The following is a 24,573-nucleotide window of genomic DNA, read 5'->3' as shown; positions in this document are numbered from 1 at the left end:
GGTGCGGCCAGCGCTCCCGGCGTGGCCGGTCAGTAAAAGGGTGCTGCTAGCGGTCAGCCACGGCGCTTTGTGCCGCGTCAGCCCATTCCTGCCATTGGGCTGCTTGCTCGCGCAGCTGGGTGGCCTTGTTGTGCTTTCCTGCGGCCTCGGCAGCCTGGGTGAACTCCTCCACCTTGGCGGTGAACTGGGCGGCGCGGGCCTGGGCTTGTGGGTCGGTGCGGCGCCACTGGGCCTTCTCGGCCGCTGCGACGTTGTTTTCCAACTCCGCGATCTTGTTCTCGTAGGCCTTGACCTGGCCGCGGGGGACAAACCCAATCTCATCCCACTTCTCCTGGAGTTCCGCAAGCTTGGTGCGTGCGGCATCCAGGTTGGTCTCCGGGTCGATGAGCGGGGAGTATTCCGCCAGAAGCTCGTCCTTGGCGCGGGCGTTAGCCACATACTCGTCTTCTTGGGCCTGGTGTGCGGCGTTCCGCGCGTCAAAGAAGTGATCTTGTGCCGCCCGGAACTTCTCCCAGAGGCGATCATCAACGTCGCGGGAGGCACGCCCGGCGGCCTTCCACTGCGTCATCAGCGCTTTGAATTCGCGTGCGGTGGGGCCCCAATCCGTGGAGTCCTGGAGTCCCTGTGCCTGCTCGATGAGCTCTTCTTTCCGCTTCTTCACCGCGGCGCGGTTGCGGTCGAGTTCGGCGAAGTGCGATCCGCGGCGGCGGTTGAACGTCTCGCGGGAGTGAGAGAAGCGCTTCCACAGGGCGTCGTCGGTCTTCCGGTCTACGCCGTGGATGGTGCGCCACTCATCGAAGATCTCCTTGAAGCGATCTCCCGTGGCCTTCCATTCGCCATCGGCCTTGGCCAGTCGCTCGGCCTCCTCGGCCAGCGCGGTCTTGCGGGCGGTGGCCTCTTCGCGGTGGCGGGTGCGTTCTGCCAGGAACGCCTCGTGTGCGTCGTCGGCACGCTCGATGATGGCGTCCAGTCGGGTGCGCAGCACAGACAGATCCCCGATGACTGCCGCCACGGGAAGGCCTTCCTTCAGCTCGGTGGCTGCGTGCCGGATCTTCGGGGCGTCGTCAGGATGTGCCGCCAGGCGGGACTCGAGCAGGGCAACCTCGGTACTGAGGTCGTCGTAGCGTGCCCCGTAGTGTGCCAAGGCCTCATCCGGGCTTCCGGCTTGCCACTGGCCGATGGGGCGCTCCCCGGTTTCCGTGCGTACCCAGACGGTGCCGTCTTCATCGACACGTCCCCACTGGGATGGATCGTTGGGTGGAAGGGGCGCTAGGGGTGCAGCGTTGGCTCCAGTACGCGCGACGGCGGGCCGCTTCTTGGCCAGCATGGCCGGGTTGGGCACGGCCCGGCGGGTGGGGGCGGCCGGGGCGGAGTCGGTGTGGTCGGAGGTGGGCTTGTCGGTCATACTCGTACAACGTCCTTTACCATCTAGCGCCGCTGTCCCTGTGTCTGCCTTAGGTTCAATGTGGAACCTGATGGGGCGTTCCACAATTGTTCTTCGGGGCGTTCAGTGATGCGACCAGTCAATCACGATGCTGCTATCGGTGGCGCACATCTTCCGGGGTATTTGGTATAGCACAAATTGAACCGACCTGAAGACGGGCGCTTTAACTCTCACCAATCTACAGGTTGCCTGGATATGGCGTAAACAACTGTCCGGGTTTGTGTGCGCCTACCCTGGGTCGGGGGCGATTCGAACACGCAGAAGTGGTGGCTTACGCTGCTGATCCACCCCGCCTCGCGGGTATGTCATCTGTTGGCATTACGCTGGGGATCCGTGAACGGAGGAATTCTGGTTGTGCCGGGTTCGCCTGCGTTGATTCCGGAATTGGGAGCGCGCGCAGTCGACGAAAACGCCACGCGCCTGGTTTGTGCAGCCCGGGAGATTATTGCCGCGCATGGGCGGTGTCGCATCGATATTGTGGGATCGCGCGATGAGCGGTGGCGAACCGGCCATGAGGGCAGCTTCAAAGCCTGGGGCGCCCCCGACGTGACGGTAAGCACGGGTGCCTATTTGCCAGAGCTGGTGGCGCGCTGGCTGCTAGAGCCGGTGGTGGGAGACCGGCAGGTCCGCGAGGTTCGTGGAAACCTAGGCGATCCCAGTCCAGCGGAGGACTCCGTCCAGGACGTGCTGACGGTAGTGGTCATCGACGGCTCGGCCGGGATGACCCCGCGGGCGCCCTTGGCTTTGCGGGAGGACGCACCGGCCGCGCATCAGTGGTGCCGCGCGGTGTTGGGTGCACAATGCCCGCAGCCAGTGACTGCATCCTGGCTGGCTGATGCCGGTGTGGTTGAGCCGGAGCTGTGGCTGGAGATCGCCCAGTGGCGCCGGCGCCATCCAGGAGTTGGTGCGCACCTGCTGCAAGAAGACGTCAGCCAGGGGGTGGCACGCTATGTGGCCTGGCTGGGGCAGCAGCAATCGGAGCAGCAGCAATCGGGGCAGCGACAAGGAGGCCAATGATGTCCGGGGCATATAGGGTCGATGGGACAATTACGCCGATCGCGGTGGTGGGCCCTACCGCGTCGGGCAAGTCTGCGCTGGCCTTGGCATTGGCTCATCGGTGGGACGGGGAGGTGGTCAATGTGGATTCCATGCAGCTGTATCGGGGAATGGATATTGGGACTGCGAAGTTGTCGGTGGCTGAGCGGGAGGGCATTGTGCACCATCAGCTCGATACGTTGGATGTCACGGAGCCGGCTTCTGTCGCGCGGTATCAGCAGTCGGCTGTCGCGGATGTAGAAGATATTCTGCGTCGGGGAAAGACGCCCATTTTGGCGGGCGGCTCGATGCTGTATGTGCAGTCGTTGCTGGATAATTGGCGGTTTCCGCCTACTGATGCGGCGGTGCGGGCCCGCTGGCAGCAGCGTTTGGATGAGGTCGGTGTTGCTGCGTTGCATGCGGAATTGGCGCTGAAGGATCCAGCGGCGGCGCAGGTCATTGAGGATAATGATCCGCGCCGCACTGTGCGTGCCTTGGAAGTCATTGAGTTAACGGGAAAGCCGTATCAGGCTTCGCAGCCTGTAATTGGTGCTGCACCGCGATGGGGGACGCGAATTATCGGCCTGGCTACAAATGCGCAGTGGCTTAATCCGCGCATTGCTGCTCGCACGGCGCAGATGTTCGAGCGCGGGTTCATCGATGAAGTCCGCGGTTTGGTGGACCATCATGGTTTGCGTGCGGATTCCACTGCGGGCCGGGCGATTGGGTATGCGCAGTGTCTGCAGGTTCTTCGCGGTGAATTGTCCGTGGCGCAGGCGGTGGAGGCGACGGAGGCGGGTACGCGGCGTTATGTGCGCCGGCAGCGTTCGTGGTTCCGGCGGGATCCTCGTATTAGGTGGTGTGAGGCTGCGGCGGACCCGGTAGGGGAGTCGATAGACTGGCTTTCGTGACTAGAGATGATTTCAGCGACACGTCCAGTGATGAGTCATTCGTGCAGGCGGATTCGCCGTGCCAGTGTGGGGCGCACGATCCGGTTGCTCCAGGTGAGGTGACAAGCCAGCCGTTGGGATCGCGCCCGGAGGCCTTGTCGGGGCCGCAGGATGCGCTGGCTGATGGGCTGCGCGAGGAGGGCATTTTCTTTGCCAAGGGGCACGGGACCGGCAACGATTTTGTCATCATTCCGGATCCGGACGCGCGGCTTTCCCTAAGCCAGGAAAATATTGTTGCGCTGTGTGATCGGCGGCGGGGCATTGGGGCCGACGGTGTCTTGCGCGTTGTGCGTTCGGGCGCGTTGCTTGATGCCGGTGAAATTGCGTCTCTTCCGGACGGTGTAGAGCGCACCGATTGGTTCATGGATTACCGCAATGCGGATGGCACCGTGGCGGAAATGTGCGGTAATGGGCTGCGGGTGTTTGCCCATTGGCTGGCCATGTATCAGCGCCGGGAGGAAGGCGACAATACCCCGGAGTCTTTTTCTGGAGGGACCATCGGCACGCGGGCGGGTGCCCGCGAGGTGCTTGTTATTCGCGCGACGCCGCGCGAGGCGCAGGTGCGAATTGATATGGGCCCGGCGCAGGTGCGGGGAGTTTCTACTGCGAAGATGGGCGAGTTGAGCTTTGCGGGATTGGGTATCTCCACGGGTAATCCGCATTTGGCGGCGGTCATTCCCGGCTTGAGTGCGCAGGATCTTGCAGACCTGACGCTGGAGGCACCGACCATTGATCCGGAGTTTTTCCCGGAGGGGGTGAATGTGGAGATCGTGACGCCCCTGTCCGATGGGGCGGTGGACATGCGGGTGTGGGAGCGCGGTGTCGGCGAGACGCTGTCCTGCGGCACCGGCACCGTCGCCGCGGCTACTGCGGCGCTTGCCGACGCCGCCGAGGAGACCGGCAGCGTTACCGTGCGGGTCCCCGGTGGTGAGGTGGTGGTTGATGTCTTGGCCACGACAACCACGCTCACTGGCCCGTCGCGCATCGTCGCTACCGGGCGGCTGAGCATCTAGCGCTTATCGGTCCCCTTGGGGCTGTGGCGCTGCGCGGCCTGGCGGGCATGCCACCAGGCTGTGCGCAGGGTGGCTGCGCGCTCATCCGTCAGGGCGAGGAGTTGTTCGAGTTCCCGGGCGCTGCGGCGGGGGTTGAGTAGCCTGGGCTCGAGTCGGTTGAGGAAGCGGCAGGCGTGGTGGTAGTGGAATTGGAAGCTCTGGATGGCCGGGATCGAGCTATGGGGGTTGGCCAATTCGGGGCGCTGGACAGTGCGGTCCGTGACGTGTTCGGAGGCCGGGGAGTACAGGAACGTGTCGTAGGCGTTGACCACTTCTTTGATGTCTTCGGCTGACAGGCGCACGGAGGTGCGCAGGGAGGTCAACTCCGGGGATTCGGGGTCCGGGCGGGTGGCCATGAACACCCCCATCACCAGGATCACGCCAATGACTAGACCGGGAAGCTGTAGCAGGTAGACCAAGACGGCGGCGAGTAACACCACCACCGCGCGCAGGGCGTACGCGCTTGCCCCTGGTCTATTGCCTTGTGGGCTCCACGATCTGGTCATTGTTGCCATCTCCATGACGTCCGCAGTCCACGCCTAATGTCCGCCGCAACCGCAGGATCCGCCGCAGCCGCCGCAGCCACCACCGACGGGGGCCTTGATCGCGGCGGTGAGCAGCGCCGTGCCGGCAATGACCTGGTCCCTGGCGGGCAGTTCGGGGGAGTCCGGCAGGCACACGTCGAAGGGGAAGGGGCCGTCGACGGTGGCGTGGATGAAGCGCTGACCGGTCAGCTCGTTGGTGCGGTATTCCGCATCGAGTACCCGGGCGGAAAACTGTGCGGAGGCATCCGGGGTGTGGGCGCCGGTTCCGGCGGCCACGGTCTGGGCGCCTTCGGAGATGAGTACGCCCAGGACCTCGCCGGTGCGGTTTTCAAAGTCTTCCGCGCTGGGGTAGATGGTGGTCTGCATGGCCAGTGCGGTCACAGCAAGGGGCTGATAGTCCTGGCGGGGTTGATCTGCCAGCAGCGGACCCTGGGCGAGGTTGCAGGTGATGGTGGTGATTTCTGCGCCGAAGGGGTCGATGATCTCACACAGCGCCAGCACGTCGGTGAGCATTTCTACGTGGGCGTAGGTCTGGGTGATGGACTCAAAACCGGCGTAGGTGGCATAGGGCTCGACGGCGAGGATGTGAATCTGGGCGCCGGAGCGGTCGGCGAACTGGATGAGCTGGCCGCCGCGGACCTCGCCGGCGACCTGGAGGCGGTTGGAGGCAATGGCTGCCTCGACGGCGTCTTGCCAACGCGGAAAATCCAGGCCGATGCTCTTGAGATCTGCAGTCATGTTCACAGATTGTATAAGCCCAGGCGCCGGGGGGAAACTCTGTGCGGTGCAACACTGTGCTGTAGTGGCCTGACATCGGGGGCGCGCCCGTGCCACAATGGCGGGTAATGAATGTTGATCACCACTATGATCCGAGCGAGTCTGATGACAGCCATGATGAGCTGTTGGCTCGTGCCTTCCGGAATAATGAGCCCACGCGGGGTAGCGGGGCGTCGATAAGCACTGACCACGAGCCCACCGTTGGTGAGCTCGAGCTTGGCGAACGCAATGCGTTGCGCCACGTCGCGGGGCGTACCTCCATCCATGCTGAGGAACAGGCCGACGGCTATGAGGTGGAATACCGCAAGCTGCGCCTCGAGCGCGTCATCCTGGTGGGCGTGTGGACCCAGGGCACGGCCGCGGAGGTAGAGGCCACCATGGATGAGCTCGCCGCGCTGGCGCAAACCGCCGGGGCAGAGGTCATTGACATGCTCTACCAGCGCCGCGACAAGCCGGACCCCGGCACCTTCATCGGTTCCGGCAAGGTGGCGGAACTGCGCGATACCGTGCAGGCCACGGACGCCGATACCGTCATCTGCGACGGCGAGCTCAACCCGGGCCAACTGGTGGCGCTAGAAAACGCCCTGAACACCAAGGTCATTGACCGCACCATGCTCATCCTGGACATCTTCGCGCAGCACGCAAAGTCCAAGGAAGGCAAGGCGCAGGTCTCCCTGGCGCAGATGGAATACCTGATCACTCGGGTGCGCGGCTGGGGCGGCAACCTTTCGCGGCAGGCCGGTGGACGCGCCGGATCAAACGGGGGTGTGGGGCTGCGTGGCCCCGGCGAGACCAAGATCGAGGCGGATCGTCGGCGGCTGCGGGCGGACATGGCCAGGCTGCGCCGGGAGTTGGCCGCGATGAAGACCTCCCGGGAGGTCAAGCGGGCGCGCCGGAATGAGTCCCTGACCCCCAAGATCGCCATCGCGGGCTATACCAATGCGGGCAAGTCGTCGCTGATCAATGCGCTGACGGGGGCAGGTGTGCTGGTAGAGGACGCGCTTTTTGCCACCCTGGACCCCACCACGCGCAAGACCCAGCTTGCCGATGGCCGCGCCGTGATCTTCACGGACACCGTCGGCTTTGTGCGCCACCTTCCCACCCAGCTGGTGGAGGCCTTCAAGTCGACGCTCGAGGAGGTCCTCGAAGCGGATCTAGTCCTCCACGTGGTGGACGGCTCCGATCCTTTCCCGCTCAAGCAGATCGCCGCGGTCAACGAGGTCATCTCCGGCATCGCCCGCGATACCGGGCGGACCATCCCGCCGGAAATCATCGTGGCCAACAAGATCGATGTTGCCGATCCGCTGATCCTTGCGGAGCTGCGCCACGCCCTCGACGACGTGGTATTCGTCTCCGCGCGCACCGGCGAGGGCATCGCGGAGCTTGGCGGACGCATCGAGCTCTTCCTCAACAGCCTCGACGCCAGGGTGCGCCTAAATATCCCCTTCACCAGGGGCGACGTGGTGGCCCGCGTGCATGAGCACGGCACCGTGCTCGCGGAGGACTATTCCGCAACAGGAACGCTTCTCGACGTCCGCCTCCCGCAGCGTTTGGCGGCCGAGCTCGACGAATTCCGGGAGGCCGCTTCACCGGACCCGGTGTAAGAAAGGTCCGGGCCCACCCGCATACTAGACAGTGTGAACTCCATCGGTTGGGCCGTCCACGGGGACGGAAAAAGCATTGCTCCGGGGGCCGTGGTCGCCCCGGAGGAAAGACTCAGTTGGCCACGCACAATTGGCATAGGCATGCAGCACGTGGTGGCCATGTTTGGGGCTACCCTCCTGGTGCCCACATTGACCGGATTTCCGGTCAACACCACGCTGTTGTTTTCCGGGTTGGGGACCATCCTCTTCCTGTTGCTCACCCGCAATCGGCTGCCCAGTTACCTGGGCAGCTCTTTTGCCTTTATCGCCCCGCTGACCGCCACCCAGGGCCAGGGGATTCCCGTGCAAATCGGCGGCGTGGTCGTCGCCGGCCTGGCGCTGATTGCCGTGGGTGCGGTAGTTCAGGCAGCGGGGCGCAAGGTTCTTGACGCCGTCATGCCTCCGGCCGTCACGGGCGCCATCGTGGCACTCATTGGCCTGAACTTGGCGCCCACGGCCGCCTCAAACGTGCAAACGCAACCCCTGGTGGCGGGCGTGACGCTGGCCAGCATCCTGGTGTGCACGGTGGCGGGACGCGGCATGGTGGCCCGCCTGGGCATCCTCATCGGGGTCATCATCGGGTGGGTGTTTGCGGCCGCGACGGGAAACCTCGCCGACGGCGCCGGGGACACGATCGCGCAGGCGCCTTGGATCGGTCTGCCGCAACTGCACACCCCGCAGTTCGAGGCCTCGGCAATCCTGATTACCCTTCCGGTGATCATCGTGCTGATCGCTGAGAATGTGGGTCACGTCAAGGCGGTCTCCGAAATGACGGGGCGCAACCTTGATGACCTGGCCGGCACGGCACTCATGGCAGATGGCCTGGCAACCACCGTCGCCGGCGGGTTCGGCGGCTCCGGTACCACCACCTACGCAGAGAATATCGGCGTCATGGCCGCGACAAAGGTCTATTCCACGGCGGCCTATTGGGTGGCGGCGGCCACGGCCATCACCCTGGCATTCATCCCCAAGTTTGGGGCGCTGATTTTCACCATCCCGGCCGGAGTGCTCGGCGGGGCGACGCTGGTCCTCTACGGCCTGATTGGCATGCTGGGCATCCGGATCTGGCAGGACAACAAGGTGAACTTTAACAACCCGGTCAACCTGTGCGCCGCGGCCGTGGCGCTCATTGCTGGCATCGGCAACCTCACGCTGACGGTGGGATCCGTGCAGCTGGAGGGTATTGCCTGGGGCTCGGCTGGCATCATCGTGGTCTACCCGGTGCTGCGCTGGCTGTACGCCCACGTGGGCGAAGGGCAGGGCGCTCAGTATTACGGCTAGGTCCCGGACGCGCTGCGCGTGCGGCACGTGCAGTTCGGGGGAGGTTCGGGGGAGGTTCGGGGGAGGGGGATAAAAAAGCTCCCCGGGGCGGTCACCGTAGGCGGTGCCGGTTACCCGGGGAGTGCGCGGTCCTAGCGGACGGGAGAATACTACTCCGCGTCGAGGTCCTTTTCGATCAGCGCGGCGATCGCGTCAACGGCCTCGGCGTTGTCGGAGGTCACGGTGACCTCATCGCCCTTTTCAGCACCCAGGGCCATGATCATCAGGGAGGAGGCGGCGTCCGTCTCCTCATCGTCCTCGGAACCGACGAGGGTGAGGAAGATGTCCTCATCGTATTCGCCGGCGGCGTCGGCAATGATGGAGGCGGGGCGGGCGTGCAGTCCGACGGCGGAGCCAACGGTCACAGTCTTGGAAGCCATAAGTCGTTCCTTTCGTGTCTACGCCTGGAACCAGGCGTAGGGGTTGTGGTCACTTCGCGCGGCGCCGGCGGGGGCCGGCTACGTCAGTAGTCCGGCACGAAGCGTGCATTTCCAATTTTAGGGAGAACCCTCTTCGCGCGCCATCGCAGGGCCCGCGAGGAGGGAAGACTCAGTACTACCCGGCTACGCGGGCTTTCGCAGCGGCGGCCTCATCAGCCAGCGCAGCCTGGCGTTCGATGGTCTTATTGGGCCAGAACTGCTTGGCGGCCAGCACGGCGGCCGTAGCCACCAGCGTGCCCACCACGATGGCAACCACGAAGCCCCACGCAGGCTGGATGGCAAACAGGACGAAGATGCCGCCGTGCGGGGCACGACAGGCTACATCTAGGGCCATGGAGACGGCACCGGTGGCGGCTCCGCCCAGCATCATCGAGGGGATCACGCGCAGCGGGTCAGCCGCGGCGAAGGGGATTGCGCCCTCAGAGACGAAGGACAGGCCCAGCAGCCACGAGGACTTGCCGTTTTCCTGCTCGGCAGGGGTAAACAGGCTGCGCCGGATGAAGGTGGCCAGGGACAGCGCGATCGGGGGCACCATACCGGCGGCCATGACGGCGGCCATGATCTGCATGGAGGCATCCGTACCCGCGGACAGGCCGGCGGTGGCGAACAGGTAGGCGGCCTTGTTGATCGGCCCGCCCAGGTCGGCGCACATCATCAGGCCCAGGATGACACCCAGCAGGATCGCAGAAGAGCCGGACATGGAGGCCAGCCCGTTTTGCATGCCGTCCATCAGGGCACTCAGGGGGCGACCCAGCGCGAGGAACATCACCAGGCCCACCGTCAGGGAGCCCAGCAGGGGGATGATGACAACCGGCATCAGGGAGCCGATCCAGCGCGGGACCTTCCAGGACCCGATCCACATGGCTACCAGACCGGCGATGATGCCGGTGGCCAGGCCGCCGATGAAGCCGGCGCCCACCAGCACGGAGATCGCGCCGCCGACAAAGCCCGGCACGATACCCGGCCGGTTAGCCAGCGCGTAGGCAATGTAGCCAGACAGGGCAGCCACGATGAATCCCATGGATGCGCTGCCGGTGGCAAAGAGCACCGCCCCCAGGTAGAGGCCCAGACCAGCGTGCTTGAACTCCGTGGGGCCAGCCTCGAGGTCAACGATGTGGCCCGGCAGGTTGGTCAGGGAGTACTTGGAGATGATCTCGGTGGCACCGTTTGCCACGTCGTACCCGCCGAAGAGGAAGCCCAAAGCGATGAGCAGACCACCCGCGGCGACGAACGGAACCATGTAGGACACGCCCGTCATCACGGCCTGCTGGATGCGCTTGCCCCAGCCCAGGCCGGAACCGGTTTCCGCGCCAGATTCGGCGCTGCTGCTTCCCGCACCGGCGGCGACGCGCCGCGCGTTGGGGTTCTTCGCAGCAGCGATGGCCTCATCAAGCATGACGCCAGGTTCGTTGATAGCGCGCTTGACGCCGGACTCGATGACCGGCTTTCCGGCGAAGCGGTCGCGGTCCTTGACCCCGACGTCGGTGGCAAAGATGACCGCATCGGCGGCCTCGATGATGGCCGGATCCAGCGGGGTGACCGCGGACGAGCCCTGGGTCTCCACGTGGAACTCCACGTCGGAGCGCTCGTCGGCGGTCTGGCTCAGGGCGTCGGCAGCCATGTAGGTGTGGGCGATGCCGGTGGGGCAGGCGGTGATGGCCACGACGCGAGTGACAGGCTGTGCGGGCTCAGCCGACTTGTCCTGCGCGGCGGCATCGCCCGCCGCGGCGGTGGCGCCGCCGGCCGCGGTTGCGGCCGCACCAGCAGCGCTGGACTGGGCCGCCGGCGTCTTGCGCTTGGGCTGCGCGTTGACCACGTCAGTGACCAACTGGACGATTTCCTCCGGGCTCTGCGCGTTGCGCAGCCCCTCGAGGAAGTCCTTGCGCACGAGCGCGCGGGCAAGCTTGGACAGGATCTGCAGGTGCGCCTTGCCGCCACCGGCGGGTGCGGCGATGAGGAACACCAGGGAGGCGTCGCCATCAGGCCCGGAGAAATCCGCGGGACGCGACAGGCGGGCAAACGCCAGGGTCGGGGTGGCAACGGCCTCGGAACGGCAGTGGGGGATGGCCACGCCACCGGGGACGCCGGTGCCGGACTTGGCCTCCCGGGCCTTGGCGTCAGCGGCAAGAACCTCGGCGGACTCGGCGCGGCCGGCCGCGTGGACCAGGCCGGCGAGGGCCTCGATGACCTGAGTTGAGGTCTCTCCGAAGTCGACGTCGAGCCCAACAAGCTCGGTCGTAATTATCGGCTGGGACATGTCTGTGGTCTCTTTTCGGCTTTCTGTGTCGGGTGGATGAAAAACACTTCTGATGGAATTGTGTCAGGACAAAGCGGTGACGGTGGTGCGTGCGTGATCCAATTGTTCCGGGCGCGGCAGCGTCGTGCCCGGCAACGCCGTGGCGGCGCTGCCGTAGGCGACCGCGTTGCGCAGCCGCTCCGCGGGCTCGGCACCGGCGATCTGGGCCAGCAGGTAGCCGGTCAGGGAGCTATCGCCCGCGCCGACCGTGGACACCACCTCGATGGGCGGCGGGGTGGCCTTCCAGGCGCCCTCCGCAGTCACCAGCACCGCGCCGGCACCCCCGAGGGTGACCAACACGGTTTCCACTCCGCGCTCGACCGCGGTGCGCGCCGCGGCGACCACCGGCTGAAAATCTCCGGCTGCTGCGGCATCTTCCAACCCCTGGCCGTCGGCGCCGACGAGCTGGCCAAGCTCCAAACCGTTGGGCTTGATCAGGTGCGGGGCGGCGTGCTCGAAGTGGCGGCCCAGCTCAATCATCGGGGCGTCCGAGGTGTCCACCGCGATACGCAGCGCGGGGCACTGGGCGCGCAGCTGGGCGACGAGGTGGGCATACCACTGAGCGTCTGGTCCCGGCGGGAGGGAACCGGCAAGGACGATCCACTGCGCGTCGGTGCGGGTGGAGACGTCGATAAGCGTGCGCTCGAGGGTGGCCTGGAGCTCAGCGCTCACGTGGGGGCCGGGGCCGTTGAGCTTAGTGGTCGTGCCGTCCGGCTCCGTGACCGTGGTGTTCATACGGATGACACCGTCCATGGTCACCGGGTGGGTGGGAATCATCGCCTCTTCTGCCAAAGCCAGGAAGGGGTCATGATCGGCGGCGGGAAAGACGGCCACAGTGGGGTGGCCGGCTAGTGCGGTCGCGTGGGACACGTTGATGCCCTTGCCTCCCGCGACGCGGGTCACCGAGCGCAGGCGGTGAACCTGGCCGGGCGCCAAGGGCTGATCAAGGCTGAGCGTGGCGTCCACGCTGGGGTTGGGAGTGAAGGTCAGGATCACTGGTGCGGGCTCCTACGTTGACCTAGATCGGCGGATTGTCGTGACGAGCATGTGGCAATCAGTCGCTGGGCGCATCGTTGCCGGTGGTTGCGCTGCGTGTGCGTGGTCTCTGTACGGATTCTGCACGGCACCTGCACGGTTCTGCGGGCTTTAGCTGCATGGCATGCGGGCTGTGGCTGCGCAGGATGCGATGGCGTGCGACGCACGATGGCAATCGGGGTAAGCAACGTCACGATCAATGTCTGATTGTGTCTAGAGTCTTGTCTGCTTTTGTCCGTTTGTCAACCGATTTTAGCCCGTTTGGTGGGTTTGGTGTCCGTGTTTTTGCCCACTTGTGGGATCGGATGTGTGGCAGTGTGATGCGCGACTAGCTACAGTGGTGCGTATGACTGCAGGTTCTGAAATCACCACCGTCACTGGCACCGGTGTTGTCGCTGGTATTGCCTATGCCCCGGTCGTGTGGGTACACCCACGTCCGGAACTGCCCACAGAAAATAAGGCTATTCCGGAAGAGTCCCGTGACGCAGAGTACGAACGCTTCGTCGCGGCGGCCGACGTAGTCGCCCAGCGCCTCGAAGACCGCGGCGCCCAAGCCGAAGACCAGGCCGCCGAGGTACTCCAGGCAACCGCCGGCATGGTCCGCGACCGCGGCTGGCGCAAAGCCGTGCGCAAAAACGTCAAAGCCGGCTCCAACGCCGAATTTGCCACGGTGGAAGCCACCAACAAGTTTGTCGCCATGTTCGAAGCCGCCGGCGGCGTCATGGCCGAACGCACCACGGACCTCAAAGACATCCGCGACCGCGTCATCGCACAACTGCGTGGTGAAGAAGAACCCGGCCTGCCCGCCATCGACGGCGAAGGCGTCCTGTTCGCCGACGACCTCTCCCCGGCAGACACCGCCGCGCTAGACACCAACCACTACAAAGGCCTGGTCACCGAGCTGGGCGGGCCCACCAGCCACACGGCCATTATCGCCCGCCAGCTCAACCTGCCGTGCATCGTCGCCGCCGGCGTGAGCGTGCGCGAATTCGCCGCTGGCACCATGGTGCTTGTCGACGGCTCCCGGGGCACCGTCACCACGGACGCTGACCCGGAGGAGTCCCGCCGCCTCGTCGCCGAATCACAACAGCGCGCAGAAGCCATCGCGCAGTGGCGCGGCCCCGCACAAACCAAAGACGGCCACCGCGTCCAGCTCCTGGCCAACGTGCAAGACGCCAACGCGGCCCGGCTGGCCTCCCACACGCAGGCGGAAGGCATCGGCCTGTATCGCACGGAGATGAGCTTCCTGTCCGCCACCGAGGAGCCCTCCGTCGACGAGCAGGCAGCCCTCTACGGCAAGGTCTTCGCCGCGTTCCCCAACTCGAAGGTCGTGGTGCGCACCCTCGACGCCGGCTCCGACAAGCCCATCGCTTACGCCAACATGTCCGCCGAAGAAAACCCGGCCCTGGGCGTGCGCGGCCTGCGCATCGCCCGGGACAATGAGGCCCTGCTGACCCGGCAGCTTGACGCCATCGCCGCCGCGGCCGAAGGTCGCGGGGACGACGCCCCGACCTGGGTCATGGCGCCGATGGTCTCCACCGCGCGGGAAGCCGAATGGTTCGCCTCCCTGTGCGCCGAACGTGGCCTGACTGCCGGGGCGATGATCGAGGTCCCCGCGGCAGCACTCATGGCGGACAAGATCATGCCCCACCTGGACTTCGTCTCCATTGGCACCAACGACCTCACCCAATACACCATGGCCGCCGACCGGCTGTCCTCCCAGCTGGCATACCTCACCGACCCGTGGCAGCCCGCCGTCCTGCGCCTGATCCAGCACACCTGCATGGTCGGCCACGACACCAACACCGCCGTCGGCGTCTGCGGCGAGGCTGCCGCCGACCCGCTGCTGGCCTGCGTCCTGGCCGGACTGGGCGTGAACTCCCTGTCCGCCGCCTCCACCGCCGTCGCCGGCGTGGGCGCCCAGCTCGCCGAGGTCACCATGGAAGACTGCGAACGCGCCGCCGAGGCGGCCATGTCCTCCGAGGGCGCCGCAGAGGCCCGCGAGGCCGTGCGCACCATCCTGCGCGGAGACGCCCAAGACTAAGACCAGATGTGGGGCCGTGTGCGGCCCGGCGCACGTCTGCGCCCGGTCCCTTTTCAAGGGGCCGGGCGTTGTCTTTGCCCTAGCGCGGGCGGTTTCTGCCACCGCGGTGGGGCTTGTTGTGCACGACGTCTGGGTGGGGGCGTGTCGGGGTTGGCCGATGAAAGGCTCGCCGGCGGTGCAAAGACCGTGCGGGGAGGCGTCTGATGGGCCAGTCAGCAGCTCGAGTGGCCGTGGGCGGGTGCCTGGGTGCCTGCCTTCTCAGTTACGGGAGCTACGGGCTTGCCAGGGGGCATGCTCGCGGCCAGTGGCGTGAGTGGCGTGCTGCGCCTAGGCCAGCACAACCTCGAGGCCGCGTTCACGCAGTGACTGCAGGAAGGACTGCGGGGCGTTGCGGTCGGTGATGACCACATCCAGGTCATCGATGGAGGCGAAGCTGACTAGATAGTCATTGCCGATCTTTGAGGAGTCGCACAGCACTACCACCTTGCGCGCGTTGGTGACCATCGCGGACTTGATGGCAGCCTCCTGGGCGTCTGCCGTGGACAAGCCGTGGTCCAGGGTCAGCGCGTTGGTACCGATGAACGCCACGTCTGCGCGCATGAGTGCCAGCGTGCGCAGTGCAGTATCCCCAACCACCGCCTGGGTAATGGCCCGAACAGAGCCACCCAGGAGTTGAATTTCCCCGAAGCCCTTATTTGCCATATTTAATGCGATCGGCAGACTATTAGTAACAATGGACCACTGGTGGGAGTGGCTCTTTTCTGCAATGAGATCGGACAATGCCGTGACGGTCGTACCGGCGTCGAGGAACATTCCGCCGTTGGCGTCGGGGAGAAATTCCAGTGCCGCGTGAGCGATGGCGGACTTTGCGCTGGGCGCAGAACGCAGTCGGGCATCCAAGGACAATTCCGTAGTTTGGAAAGACTGCGTGGCCACGGCTCCACCGTGGACCCGGTGAACCAGTCCTTCTCGGTCAAGGACGGCCAGGTCGCGTCGGATGGTTTCTGCGGTGACCTCGAAGCGGCTCGCAAGCTCCGTGACGTTGACGCGGCCCTCGACGGCAGTCTGCGACGCGATCTGTCGGCGCCGCTCCTCTGCGTACATGCTCGGGATCCTTTCCAGTCGGGCGTATCCGGAACAAGGACGCGCCAGTTTCCTGCCATTATTCCACAAAAAACAACATGGCCGCGGCTAGGCCATGTTGTTTTTATTGTGGTCATGCCCGTTTTGTGGGGCGAGACGGCCGTTATCAGTGGTCAGGGATACTCTGCGGTCCGGTACCTGATCGGGATTTCTGTTCCGATCAACCGAAAGGGCTACCACAAGCGGGGGCGGTAAACGGTGCTGGATCGCAGATGTGGGTCGAGGTTTCGGCGCGAGACTTCATCCTCGGGGGTGTGGTCTAGAGTTTGCGCATCACGGAGACGACTTTGCCCATGATCTCGGCTTCATTACCGGGAATGGGGTCATAGGCGTCATTGTGGGGAAGCAGCCAAACTCCGGTGGAGTCCTTATGAAATTCCTTGACCGTGGCTTCTCCGTCGAGCAAGGCGGCAACAAATTCGCCTTCTTCTGCTACGGGTTGTGCGCGTACGACGATCCAATCGCCGTCGAAAATTCCGGCATCCTGCATTGATTGTCCGGAGACGCGCAGCATGTACAGCTCACCGCCGCCGACAACATCGGTGGGCAGGGGGAAGTATTCGTCCACGTTTTGCTCGGCCAAAATCGGCGATCCTGCCGCGATGTTGCCGACGATGGGAACATAGGACGTCGCTGCCGCCTCCGGGGGGACGTCAGCCTGCGGGGCAGAGCTCTTTGGACCGCGCTTGGGGTCTCCGGGCAAGTGGCGCACATCTACGGCCCGGGGCTTGTTGGGATCCCGGCGCAAAAATCCCTTCTTCTCCAGCTCCTTGAGCTGGTAGGCCACGGAGGAGGTGGATTGCAGCCCTGCGGCATCCCCAATCTCACGGATGCTCGGCGGATAGCCGCGCAGGACTACGGCGTCCCGAATGACCTCAAGGATTCGGCGCTGCCGGTCCGAAAGGCTGGCGGGGTCGGGATTCTTGGGGGTAGAGGTCGGCTGCGGCGACTTCTTATTCGCCTTCTGCCGGGGCGTGCGTGCCATGTGTGGTGCTCCTTGACTTCGGTGCGGACTAGTCGGGGCTAGTCGCGGTCTCGCTGACGGTTGCTTAGTTGGACTGAATAACGGGGTGTCATGGTTCCGGGGAGGGGCCGGGAGGCGATCGGTGGCGAGCCGACACAAGGCTGTGGAGACCATGCTGCGGTGCTGCGCCCCCGCGCCCCGGTGGTGATCTTTCCCCAGGATCGTGGGAACCCTTCTTGCCCCAAACCCTACACGATCACCCGCAGTGTTGGGACGGGTGTTCGAGATTTTTCCGCGTGTCGCTAGCGCGCCTTCGCCATGAGTGCTATAACGAACAGGGAAACGATGAATCGCAAACGTGTACGAACCTAGTGTTCGAGTGTCACGGCAGGTTGCTAGTCTCTGTGTGTCGGTAACGGACGTGGCCCACTCTCGTGAAAGGAGTACCCCTATGACCCTCTCATTAAACCCCGTATCCACCAGTAACATCACGGCTGCTCGCCCCGCGGTCTCGAATTGCGCGGTCGCCGTGTGGGATCCGATCGGTAGCCATGTTCGTACCGGCAAGGCTGCCCCTGTTCGAACGCTGTCACGTTCGAGTCAGTGGGAGGAGCTAGCTTCCCCGGTGGGGTGGGAAGGATCGGTCGGCGGTACGTTTGTGGAACGAACAGGACCGCGAGGGCGTCGCGCAGAACGTCTAGATCGCATCACCACCTATGTAGTTGGTGGGCTCTTCGGACTCGCCCTGACCATCGGCGCGGTTGTCATCAGCGGTGGGGAATCCGATGTCGTGCCGGAGTCACCTGCGGGAATGGGATACACCGTAGGAGTGCAGCGATAGGAGGGGTGGGCAAAGACTAGGATGGTCTGCGGCGCGTGTGACGCACGTGTTCCCCCCGGCGACGCGTGGAAAGGTAGCACTGGTGTACTGCCCCTTTTGCCATCATGATCATTCGAAGGTCATCGATTCACGCGTCGTGGACGCAGGGTCTGCCATTCGACGGCGCCGGGAGTGTTCCAAGTGCAAGACCCGATTCACCACCATCGAAAAAGCCGTGTTGCTGGTGGTCAAGCGGAGCGGCGTGACTGAGCCCTTCAGCAGGGAGAAAGTCATCACCGGTGTGCGCCGGGCCTGCCAGGGCAGGAATGTCTCTGATGATGCTCTCAAGCGGCTGGCCCAAGAGGTCGAGGAGGCCGTCCGGCGCGATCATGGCTCGCACATCAAAGCCAATGCCATCGGCCTGGCCATCCTTAACCCTTTGCGGGAACTCGATGAGGTGGCTTACCTGCGCTTCGCCTCCGTGTACAAGTCCTTCGAGTCCGCCGCGGACTTTGAAAAGGAGATCCGGCTTCTCCACCGGCTTGATCGCCGTTAACCGGACTTAGCGGTGCCGTGCCACCTTGTCGATGGCGTTGAGCACCCGTTTGCGCGACACCGGCCTGGCTGTACCCAGCCGCTGGGCAAAAAGGCTCACCCGCAGCTCCTGGATCATCCAGCGAATATCCTTAACCGCCGTGGTCTTCGCCGTCGCGGGGGTTTTACGCGCCAACACCTGATCGAGCGCTTGCTCAACGTCGGCGATTTCATCCTGACGTTGGGCGTCACGGTCAGGGTTGCTGGCCATATCTTGGAGCCGAATCTCCATCGCGGTGAGGTACCTGGACAGATGCTTCAAATGTCCCATGCCGTGGACAATGACTGCCTTGGGCGGAAGGAGAAACTCCAGCTGCCGGTTCATGTCGTCGATGGCCGGCCCCTCCCATTGCTCCAACTCCGCAGTCAGCTTGTGATACTGCGCCAGCGCCGGTGCCAGCGTGACGATGTCGCGCCTGACCTGCGGCGCCACCTCGGGGATCACAGTTTTAGCCAGGGCAGCGAAAGCGTCGGGGTCGCGCACCGGGCCGCCGTGGCGTACCAGGGCGTCGCGCACAGCACCCACCCGAACTTCCTCGACCAAGCCGCTGGCCCCACCATGCGGATAGTTTTCCACGCTGACTCGTTGTTGCAGCGGTAGGCCCTTGACCATCTGCGGCGCGGACAGCTTTGTGCGCTGGAGCAAGAGGGTCAGCGTCGCGGTGAGCATCGCGGCGTCGGCAGCCGCGCGGGTAGGCATCACCCGCACGGCCACGCTATCGCCCGACACCACCAGCGCCGGATAAGCAGTCACCGGGTGGCCATCGACGTCCGTGGTCACCTCCTGGGCAATAGTGCCCAGCGTGTCCGCTGTCCATTCGCTTGCCGACGCCTCCGTGGTCGCGGTACTCAGCTTGTGCACCGAGGACGCAATGTGGCGGGCCTGGCGTTGCCTTAAGGCGCTTAGGTCCTTGTCAGAGTCAATGATCTTGCCGGCCTTGTCCACCGCCGCATAGGTCATGCGCAAGTGCGGGGGCACGGCTGCAGGGCGGAAGTCGGTAGCGTCGATTCCCGCCACCCCGGCTTCGCGCAGTGCGTTGGCCAGGGCCACGGTGATGTCTGGCTGGTTGACATCAAGAAGCGGGGTGATGCGGGCAGCAAAATCGGGGACGGGAACGACGGAACGGCGCAGCCCCTTGGGCAAGGTGCGCAGCAGTTCGGTGACCAGTTCCTCACGCATTCCAGGAACGAGCCAGTGAAACTCGCTTTCGGAGACATCGGCGAGCATAGGAACTGGAATGAGTACGCTTACGCCGTCGGCGGGATCCCCAGGAGAAAACACGTAGCGCAGATCCAGCGCCGAGTCCCCATAGGGCCAGGAATCGGGGAACTGGTGCTCATCGACCCCGGTTTCTGAGGGAGCTATGAGGGCCTGCGGGTCAAAGTTCAACAACTCCGCATTGCGGTGGCGTTGCTTCTTCCACCACGTGTTGAAGGCAGCTGCGGTGGTAATCGTCTGGGGAATGCGGGCATCATAAAACTCGGTCAGCGCGTCCTCGTCTGCAATGATTCCTCGGCGCCGCGCCTTATCTTCCACACGCGAGGCCTGGTCCAGTGCCTGGGCATTGTGCTCCAGGAACTTATGGTGAGCATCCCAGTCACCATCGACGAGCGCGTGGCGGATGAACAGATCCCGGGCCGCCTCAGGATCAACCTTCTGATACCCGATAGTGCGGTCAAAGATGATGGGCACGCCATAATAGGTCGCGGACCGATGGACCAACACCGCCGATTGGGAGCGGGACCAAAAAGGTTCAGAATATTGATATTTGACGGCATCGCCGCCCAGCTTTTCCACCCACGAAGGGTCAATTTCTGCCACATCTCTGGCCCACAGCCGGGACGTCTCCACCAGCTCCGCGGCCATGACAAACTCGGGTGGGCGTTTAGCCAAGCTGGAACCGGGGAATATGGCAAAGCGGCTGCCGCGGGTGCCGCGGTATTCCTTTTTGTTGCCATCGCGGGCACCGATATTCATGAGGAGCCCGGACAGTAGCGCGCGGTGGAGCAAATCCGGATGGGTCTGGGAGGTATCCTCTGCACCCATTTGCCAGGACAGCTGCTTGCACACATCCCGCAGCTGGCGCACCAGATCCTGCCACTCGCGTGAGCGCATGAAGTGCAAGAACTCTTTCTTCAGCTTTTTGCGATAGGCGTTTCCGGAGAGCTCGGCGCGCTGTGTTGACAGGTATTCCCACAGCTTGAGGTAGCTCAAAAAGTCAGAGTGCTTGTCTTTGAATCGAGCGTGTAGCTGGTCGGCCTGTGCTTGGTAATCGAGCGGGCGTTCACGGATGTCCTGCAGGCTCAAGGCGGCGACGATGACGATGGTGGGGGCGAGGCAGCCGAGGCGATGGGCCTCGACAAGCATGCGAGCCAGTCGAGGGTCGACAGGAATGCGCGCCAGATCCCGCCCAATGGCCGTTAGCCGCGGCAAACCGTTGGAGGGGCGCTGGGTGATAGCACCAAGTTCGAGCAGCAGGGAGATGCCGTCGCGGACAGCTCGTGGTTCTGGAGCCTCGACGAAGGGAAAGTCCTCGACAGCGCCCAGGCGCAAAGAAGCCATGCGCAGGATCACGCTGGCCAGATTGGTCCGCAGGATTTCGGGGTCAGTAAACTCCGGGCGGCTGAGAAAATCCTCCTCGGAATACAGTCGGATGGCAATGCCTTCTGCGATGCGGCCGCAGCGCCCAGATCGCTGGTTGGCGCTTGCCTGCGAGATCTCCTCGATGGGAAGGCGTTGCACCTTGGTGCGCGTGGAATACCGGGAGATACGGGCTGTTCCTGTGTCAATGACGTAATGGATACCCGGAACCGTCAAGGAGGTCTCCGCGATATTGGTGGCAAGAACAATCCTGCGACCGCGGTGGGGAGAAAACACCCGGTGCTGTTCTTGATTTGATAGTCGGCCAAAAAGCGGTGTGACCTCTACACCGCGCCATTTTTTCGCACCGATGACCTCCATGGCGTCGCGGATATCGCGCTCGCTAGGAAAGAAGCACAGGATATCTCCTGGGCCTTCCTTCATGAGTTCTTCGAGGGCAGCGGTCAGTCCATCGAGGGGATCAACTGCATAGGTTTTCCCGTTGCGTTCCTCCTCCAAGGGGCGATAACGCACTTCCACGGGATAGGTACGCCCCGACACTTCGATGATGGGTGCAGGGGTTCCGTCGGCGGAACAGAAATGGTGGGCAAAACGCTCCGGGTCAATGGTGGCTGAAGTGATAATAACCTTCAGGTCGGGGCGTTGGGGGAGGAGCTTTTTGATGTACCCCAGGAGGAAATCGATGTTCAGGCTGCGCTCGTGGGCTTCATCGATAATGATGGTGTCATACGCGTTGAAGAAGCGATCGTGTTGCATCTCGGCGAGCAAGATACCGTCCGTCATCAGTTTGACTGCTGTGCGGCGCGCCACCGTGTCATCGAAGCGAATGGCATAGCCCACGGTCTGCCCGACGGGCTGCCCGAGCTCGTGGGCAATACGCTCGGCAACAGTGCGCGCAGCAAGGCGCCGCGGTTGCGTATGCCCGATGAGGCCCCGTCTGCCGCGGCCCAATTCCAAGCAAATCTTGGGAATCTGCGTCGTCTTTCCGGAGCCGGTTTCCCCGGCGATGATCACCACCTGGTTGTCCCGGATAGCGTCCGCAATCTCCTCCCGGTAGGCGCTAACGGGAAGCTCATCAGGGTAGGAGATCTCCCCGATCGCGCCGTCGCGAGCCGCGACAAGGCTGCGGGCGCGGTCGATGTCCTTGGCGATGGCCGTGAGTGCCTGCGGGGTGCGGGCTTTGCGCAGTCGACGTTGCAGCGAGCGGGCGTCGATAAGCGAGACTTCCTGAAGCAGGGATTCAAGATCAGAACGCGACGGGGCAGAAGGTGAAGTCATAGCAACTGGCAGATCCTAGTCGGCCGCGATGGCCGACGCTACTAAGTGTCAGTATCGTGGAAGACGTTCGAGAGATGTTGGTGGGAGTCAAGACAGAAAGAGGGGCACGATGTCTACACCTTATGATCCTTACCCGAATGAAGGGTCCTCGCAGGAAAACTCGGGGGAGGGGCTTCCTCCATATCCGGGAGCGGGAAGCGGGCAACCCTATGGTTACCCCAGTTACGGAAATTATGGCCCCACCATCGGAGCAGGGTCCAACCATGAAGGCGCTGACGGGCAACTGATGACCACCACAAATGGGGTCATCGATTATCCTGCGGCCTTCAGCTGGGGCTTCAAGGCCACGTTCCGCAACTGGTACATCTGGATTTTAGGCACGATTCTTCTCATCGTGGTACCGGTTTTGTTGATTGTTGCAGTGCAATTTTTGAGCCCTGGCGGATTGAGTGCAAACCGACAAGTGGCCGAATCAAATTGGTATGGCACGGGCAGTAGCCTGCTGTGGGCCTTGCTGGCGCCGTTCCTATTTACCGGTTTGCTCTACCAAGTTGATCGGGAGCGCATGCGTATCGAGGGGTTCTGGACCAACATACGCTACCTGCATGTCCTGGCTACCCGAATCCTCTCGGGCCTCTTTGAGGGACTGGTTCTGCTCGTAATGGCAGGCATTGGATTCGGTATTGTAGGTGTGCAAACACAGTCGCCTGGGGTTTCCCTTGGGGGTGCTCTGATCGGTGCCTTCCTGTGCCTGCTGCTGTTGCTGTTCGCGCAACCGCTGTACCTGTTTTGGCCGTGGGTTGCAGCAGACCGCACCATCGGGGTGTGGGAATCGCTGAAGGTCGCGTTCGAGGCCGGCAAGCGTAACTACTGGCGCATCGTGGGCTGGGAGATCCTGCTCGCGTTCCTGCTGTTCTTCGGCTGTCTGTTGACCTTCATGATTGGCGCGGTGATCCTGCTGCCGGCCTACTACCTCATCCGCGCCCATGCCTACCGGCAGGCCGTCGGCGGCCCCATCCCCGTCCCTGGCGGTCCCTACGGAAACGGGCCTGCAAGCTACAACCCGGGGGCGGCCTACTAAGGGCCTCGGGGGGCGGGATCTCAGTCCCGTCCCTCCTGTGCCCACCCAAGTCCTGCCTGGGGGTGCAGGACCGGGACTGACTACAGCTGGGCGGAAGAATCCGCGGCGGCATCGGAGCCGACGTGGATGGTGGTGGGCAACGCCAGCGGGCAGGACTTCATCGCCGCGCTAAACGCCTGGGCAACAATCTTGCCGATCTTGGTGAACTCCTCTGCGCGGGAGGTTGACCCGCGGTAGACCAGGCCTACGTTGCGGTGAGCGCTCACGTCTTCGGCGAATGTGGCAGTGGCAAGGCCGGGCCTCGTGCACTCCACGGAGACCGCGCTGGCGGGGACGAGTGTTGAGCCCAGGCCGGCGTCGACAAGCTGGACCACAGTGGCCAGGCTCGACGCTCTGGTCACGGCGCTGGCTGCGTCCTTGGTGTTGACATGCGCCTTGCGGCACAGCTCGATGATCTGGTTGTGCAGGCAGTGGCCGTCGTCAAGAAGCAGGAGCTTGAGCTCGTCTAAAGCATCAAGGCCCAGGTCGCATTGTCCCGCCAGCGGATGATCGGCTGGCACAACGATGACGAAGGGCTCGTCATAGAGCGGCTGGTCAACCATGCCATTGCTCTCGGACGGAAGCGCCATGACTGCCACGTCGATGCGCCCATCGCGCAGCATGGAAACCAGCGGTTCGGTACGGTCCTCGACAAACCGGGGCTCCAGGCGCGGGAAATGGGTGCGCAGGGCCGGCAACAACTCAGGAAGGATGTAGGGCGCTATCGTGGGGATGATCCCAATGGTCAGTGGGCCGGTGAGCTGGCCGTGGATGCCGCGAGAATGAGTAAAGAAGGCCTCGGCCGCGTCGAGCGTCGCCTTGGCGTAAGGCAGCAGTTGCGCGCCGACGGGCGTGATGATGACCTTGCGTGTCGAGCGTTCGATCAGCTGGATGCCCAAACCGTTTTCCAGGGCAACGAGCGCCTGAGATAGCGAGGGCTGGGAGATCCCCAATTTTGCAGCAGCGGTGCCGAAGTGCTTGTTCTCCGCAATGGTGACGAAGGTGCGCAGCTGGGCAAGAGTTGGGCGGTACTCCTTGGAATGCATGGCCATTACTATAACCTATTTAAAAGTAGATGTTGATTAGTCCGTCTGATCGCCTTCCCACCGCAGTTGGAAACGGCGGTGCGGGGATCCGGCGCCCGACGCGGCGCAAATGGGCCCCTCCCCGGGCAGATCGTGCCTGATAGGCACGGCTACGGTGCCACGGAGTCCGCCCAAAAAGGCGGTCTGCGGGCAGGGGAGAAGGCGACAGTGCCGAGGATAGACGAAAGTACCCTCATAGATCTACTTTTGGCTATTTTGATATGCCACTCTCCGGATAAATCCACCCCCAGTATGGGTCAACTACCCTTACTCTACTGCTTGCTGTACCGCACGTACGTGTGTGCGGGCCCCTCTAGCGTGCGGGCTATTGCACACGTCCAGCAACTTTCCCAGTTAAGGGCAGGTGTGGTGCTGTGTTTGCGAAT

At 63.8% G+C, this 24,573-nt stretch carries 18 protein-coding genes; 8 read left to right on the top strand and 10 right to left on the bottom strand.

What is annotated here, in order from left to right:
• Positions 1-46: 46 nt before the first annotated feature.
• Positions 47-1,405: a DUF349 domain-containing protein gene (locus tag LH390_RS06725; protein WP_428844999.1), complete on the bottom strand. Its 1,359-nt coding sequence runs from the start codon at positions 1,403-1,405 to the stop codon at positions 47-49.
• 372 nt (positions 1,406-1,777) lie between these two features.
• Here LH390_RS06725 and LH390_RS06720 point away from each other — a divergent pair, with 372 nt between their 5' ends.
• From LH390_RS06720 to dapF, 3 genes are all read left to right on the top strand, one after another.
• A complete protein-coding gene (locus tag LH390_RS06720) occupies positions 1,778-2,461 on the top strand; it encodes a hypothetical protein (protein WP_227282045.1) in 684 nt (227 codons plus the stop codon).
• A complete protein-coding gene (gene miaA / locus LH390_RS06715; protein WP_227282589.1) occupies positions 2,461-3,390 on the top strand; it encodes a tRNA (adenosine(37)-N6)-dimethylallyltransferase MiaA in 930 nt (309 codons plus the stop codon). Before LH390_RS06720 ends, miaA begins: the two co-directional genes overlap by 1 nt.
• Positions 3,391-3,572: 182 nt before the next feature.
• A complete protein-coding gene (dapF, locus tag LH390_RS06710) occupies positions 3,573-4,442 on the top strand; it encodes a diaminopimelate epimerase (RefSeq protein ID WP_227282590.1) in 870 nt (289 codons plus the stop codon).
• Here the strand turns inward: dapF and LH390_RS06705 are convergent.
• Complete coding sequence (locus LH390_RS06705) at positions 4,439-4,987, bottom strand: hypothetical protein (protein ID WP_227282046.1); 549 nt, start codon at positions 4,985-4,987, stop codon at positions 4,439-4,441. The two genes, dapF and LH390_RS06705, sit on opposite strands and share 4 nt — an antisense overlap.
• A gap of 33 nt (positions 4,988-5,020) precedes the next feature.
• A complete protein-coding gene (locus LH390_RS06700; protein ID WP_227282047.1) occupies positions 5,021-5,764 on the bottom strand; it encodes a hypothetical protein in 744 nt (247 codons plus the stop codon).
• 107 nt (positions 5,765-5,871) lie between these two features.
• On the opposite strand from LH390_RS06700, the gene hflX reads away from it, so the two are divergent.
• On the top strand, positions 5,872-7,407 hold the full coding sequence (gene hflX, locus LH390_RS06695; RefSeq protein ID WP_227282048.1) for a GTPase HflX: 1,536 nt from the start codon (positions 5,872-5,874) through the stop codon (positions 7,405-7,407).
• 33 nt (positions 7,408-7,440) lie between these two features.
• Entirely contained in the window at positions 7,441-8,727 is a 1,287-nt protein-coding gene (locus tag LH390_RS06690; RefSeq protein WP_227282049.1) for a uracil-xanthine permease family protein, read from the top strand.
• Between the two features lie 149 nt (positions 8,728-8,876).
• Here LH390_RS06690 and LH390_RS06685 read toward each other — a convergent pair whose 3' ends face one another.
• The 3 genes from LH390_RS06685 to LH390_RS06675 form a co-directional block, all read right to left on the bottom strand.
• Positions 8,877-9,146 (bottom strand): HPr family phosphocarrier protein, encoded by a 270-nt coding sequence (locus tag LH390_RS06685; protein ID WP_227282050.1) that lies wholly within the window; start codon positions 9,144-9,146, stop codon positions 8,877-8,879.
• Positions 9,147-9,321: 175 nt separating this feature from the next.
• Positions 9,322-11,463, bottom strand: coding sequence for a PTS fructose transporter subunit IIABC (locus tag LH390_RS06680; RefSeq protein ID WP_227282051.1), 2,142 nt, complete (start codon positions 11,461-11,463; stop codon positions 9,322-9,324).
• A 63-nt stretch (positions 11,464-11,526) separates the two neighbouring features.
• The gene (locus tag LH390_RS06675) at positions 11,527-12,498 is read right to left on the bottom strand and encodes a 1-phosphofructokinase family hexose kinase (protein WP_227326797.1); all 972 of its coding nucleotides are present in this window, start codon (positions 12,496-12,498) and stop codon (positions 11,527-11,529) included.
• A 385-nt stretch (positions 12,499-12,883) separates the two neighbouring features.
• On the opposite strand from LH390_RS06675, the gene ptsP reads away from it, so the two are divergent.
• Positions 12,884-14,581 carry a phosphoenolpyruvate--protein phosphotransferase gene (ptsP, locus tag LH390_RS06670; protein WP_227282053.1) on the top strand — a complete coding sequence of 566 codons (1,698 nt, stop codon included), beginning with the start codon at positions 12,884-12,886 and terminating at the stop codon, positions 14,579-14,581.
• A 327-nt stretch (positions 14,582-14,908) separates the two neighbouring features.
• Here ptsP and LH390_RS06665 read toward each other — a convergent pair whose 3' ends face one another.
• Both LH390_RS06665 and lexA read right to left on the bottom strand, forming a co-directional pair.
• Positions 14,909-15,685 (bottom strand): DeoR/GlpR family DNA-binding transcription regulator, encoded by a 777-nt coding sequence (locus tag LH390_RS06665; protein ID WP_227282054.1) that lies wholly within the window; start codon positions 15,683-15,685, stop codon positions 14,909-14,911.
• A 298-nt stretch (positions 15,686-15,983) separates the two neighbouring features.
• Entirely contained in the window at positions 15,984-16,709 is a 726-nt protein-coding gene (lexA, locus tag LH390_RS06660; RefSeq protein WP_227282055.1) for a transcriptional repressor LexA, read from the bottom strand.
• A gap of 902 nt (positions 16,710-17,611) precedes the next feature.
• On the opposite strand from lexA, the gene nrdR reads away from it, so the two are divergent.
• Positions 17,612-18,064 carry a transcriptional regulator NrdR gene (gene nrdR / locus LH390_RS06655; protein ID WP_227282591.1) on the top strand — a complete coding sequence of 151 codons (453 nt, stop codon included), beginning with the start codon at positions 17,612-17,614 and terminating at the stop codon, positions 18,062-18,064.
• A gap of 6 nt (positions 18,065-18,070) precedes the next feature.
• Here the strand turns inward: nrdR and hrpA are convergent, their stop codons facing one another.
• Positions 18,071-21,982 carry an ATP-dependent RNA helicase HrpA gene (hrpA, locus tag LH390_RS06650; RefSeq protein WP_227288175.1) on the bottom strand — a complete coding sequence of 1,304 codons (3,912 nt, stop codon included), beginning with the start codon at positions 21,980-21,982 and terminating at the stop codon, positions 18,071-18,073.
• Between the two features lie 286 nt (positions 21,983-22,268).
• Between hrpA and LH390_RS06645 the strand changes: the two genes are divergently transcribed.
• The gene (locus LH390_RS06645) at positions 22,269-23,063 is read left to right on the top strand and encodes a hypothetical protein (RefSeq protein ID WP_227282056.1); all 795 of its coding nucleotides are present in this window, start codon (positions 22,269-22,271) and stop codon (positions 23,061-23,063) included.
• Positions 23,064-23,143: 80 nt separating this feature from the next.
• Here LH390_RS06645 and LH390_RS06640 read toward each other — a convergent pair whose 3' ends face one another.
• Complete coding sequence (locus LH390_RS06640; RefSeq protein WP_227282057.1) at positions 23,144-24,148, bottom strand: hydrogen peroxide-inducible genes activator; 1,005 nt, start codon at positions 24,146-24,148, stop codon at positions 23,144-23,146.
• Positions 24,149-24,573 lie beyond the last annotated feature (425 nt).

This window comes from Corynebacterium uberis, assembly GCF_020616335.1.
GTDB lineage: Bacteria > Actinomycetota > Actinomycetes > Mycobacteriales > Mycobacteriaceae > Corynebacterium > Corynebacterium uberis.
The sequence above is the reverse complement of the archived record's forward strand: the minus strand, read 5'-3'. Positions and strand labels throughout refer to the sequence as shown.

Bases quoted from the DNA above. Each gene is read 5' to 3' on its own strand.
- LH390_RS06705 (WP_227282046.1), bottom strand. From the start codon at position 4,987: ATGACCAGATCGTGGAGCCCACAAGGCAATAGACCAGGGGCAAGCGCG.
- LH390_RS06645 (WP_227282056.1), top strand. From the start codon at position 22,269: ATGACCACCACAAATGGGGTCATCGATTATCCTGCGGCCTTCAGCTGG.
- hrpA (WP_227288175.1), bottom strand. From the start codon at position 21,982: ATGACTTCACCTTCTGCCCCGTCGCGTTCTGATCTTGAATCCCTGCTT.
- ptsP (WP_227282053.1), top strand. From the start codon at position 12,884: ATGACTGCAGGTTCTGAAATCACCACCGTCACTGGCACCGGTGTTGTC.
- LH390_RS06700 (WP_227282047.1), bottom strand. From the start codon at position 5,764: ATGACTGCAGATCTCAAGAGCATCGGCCTGGATTTTCCGCGTTGGCAA.
- LH390_RS06680 (WP_227282051.1), bottom strand. From the start codon at position 11,463: ATGTCCCAGCCGATAATTACGACCGAGCTTGTTGGGCTCGACGTCGAC.
- LH390_RS06725 (WP_428844999.1), bottom strand. From the start codon at position 1,405: ATGACCGACAAGCCCACCTCCGACCACACCGACTCCGCCCCGGCCGCC.
- lexA (WP_227282055.1), bottom strand. From the start codon at position 16,709: ATGGCACGCACGCCCCGGCAGAAGGCGAATAAGAAGTCGCCGCAGCCG.
- LH390_RS06640 (WP_227282057.1), bottom strand. From the start codon at position 24,148: ATGCATTCCAAGGAGTACCGCCCAACTCTTGCCCAGCTGCGCACCTTC.
- LH390_RS06665 (WP_227282054.1), bottom strand. From the start codon at position 15,685: ATGTACGCAGAGGAGCGGCGCCGACAGATCGCGTCGCAGACTGCCGTC.
- miaA (WP_227282589.1), top strand. From the start codon at position 2,461: ATGTCCGGGGCATATAGGGTCGATGGGACAATTACGCCGATCGCGGTG.
- LH390_RS06685 (WP_227282050.1), bottom strand. From the start codon at position 9,146: ATGGCTTCCAAGACTGTGACCGTTGGCTCCGCCGTCGGACTGCACGCC.
- hflX (WP_227282048.1), top strand. From the start codon at position 5,872: ATGAATGTTGATCACCACTATGATCCGAGCGAGTCTGATGACAGCCAT.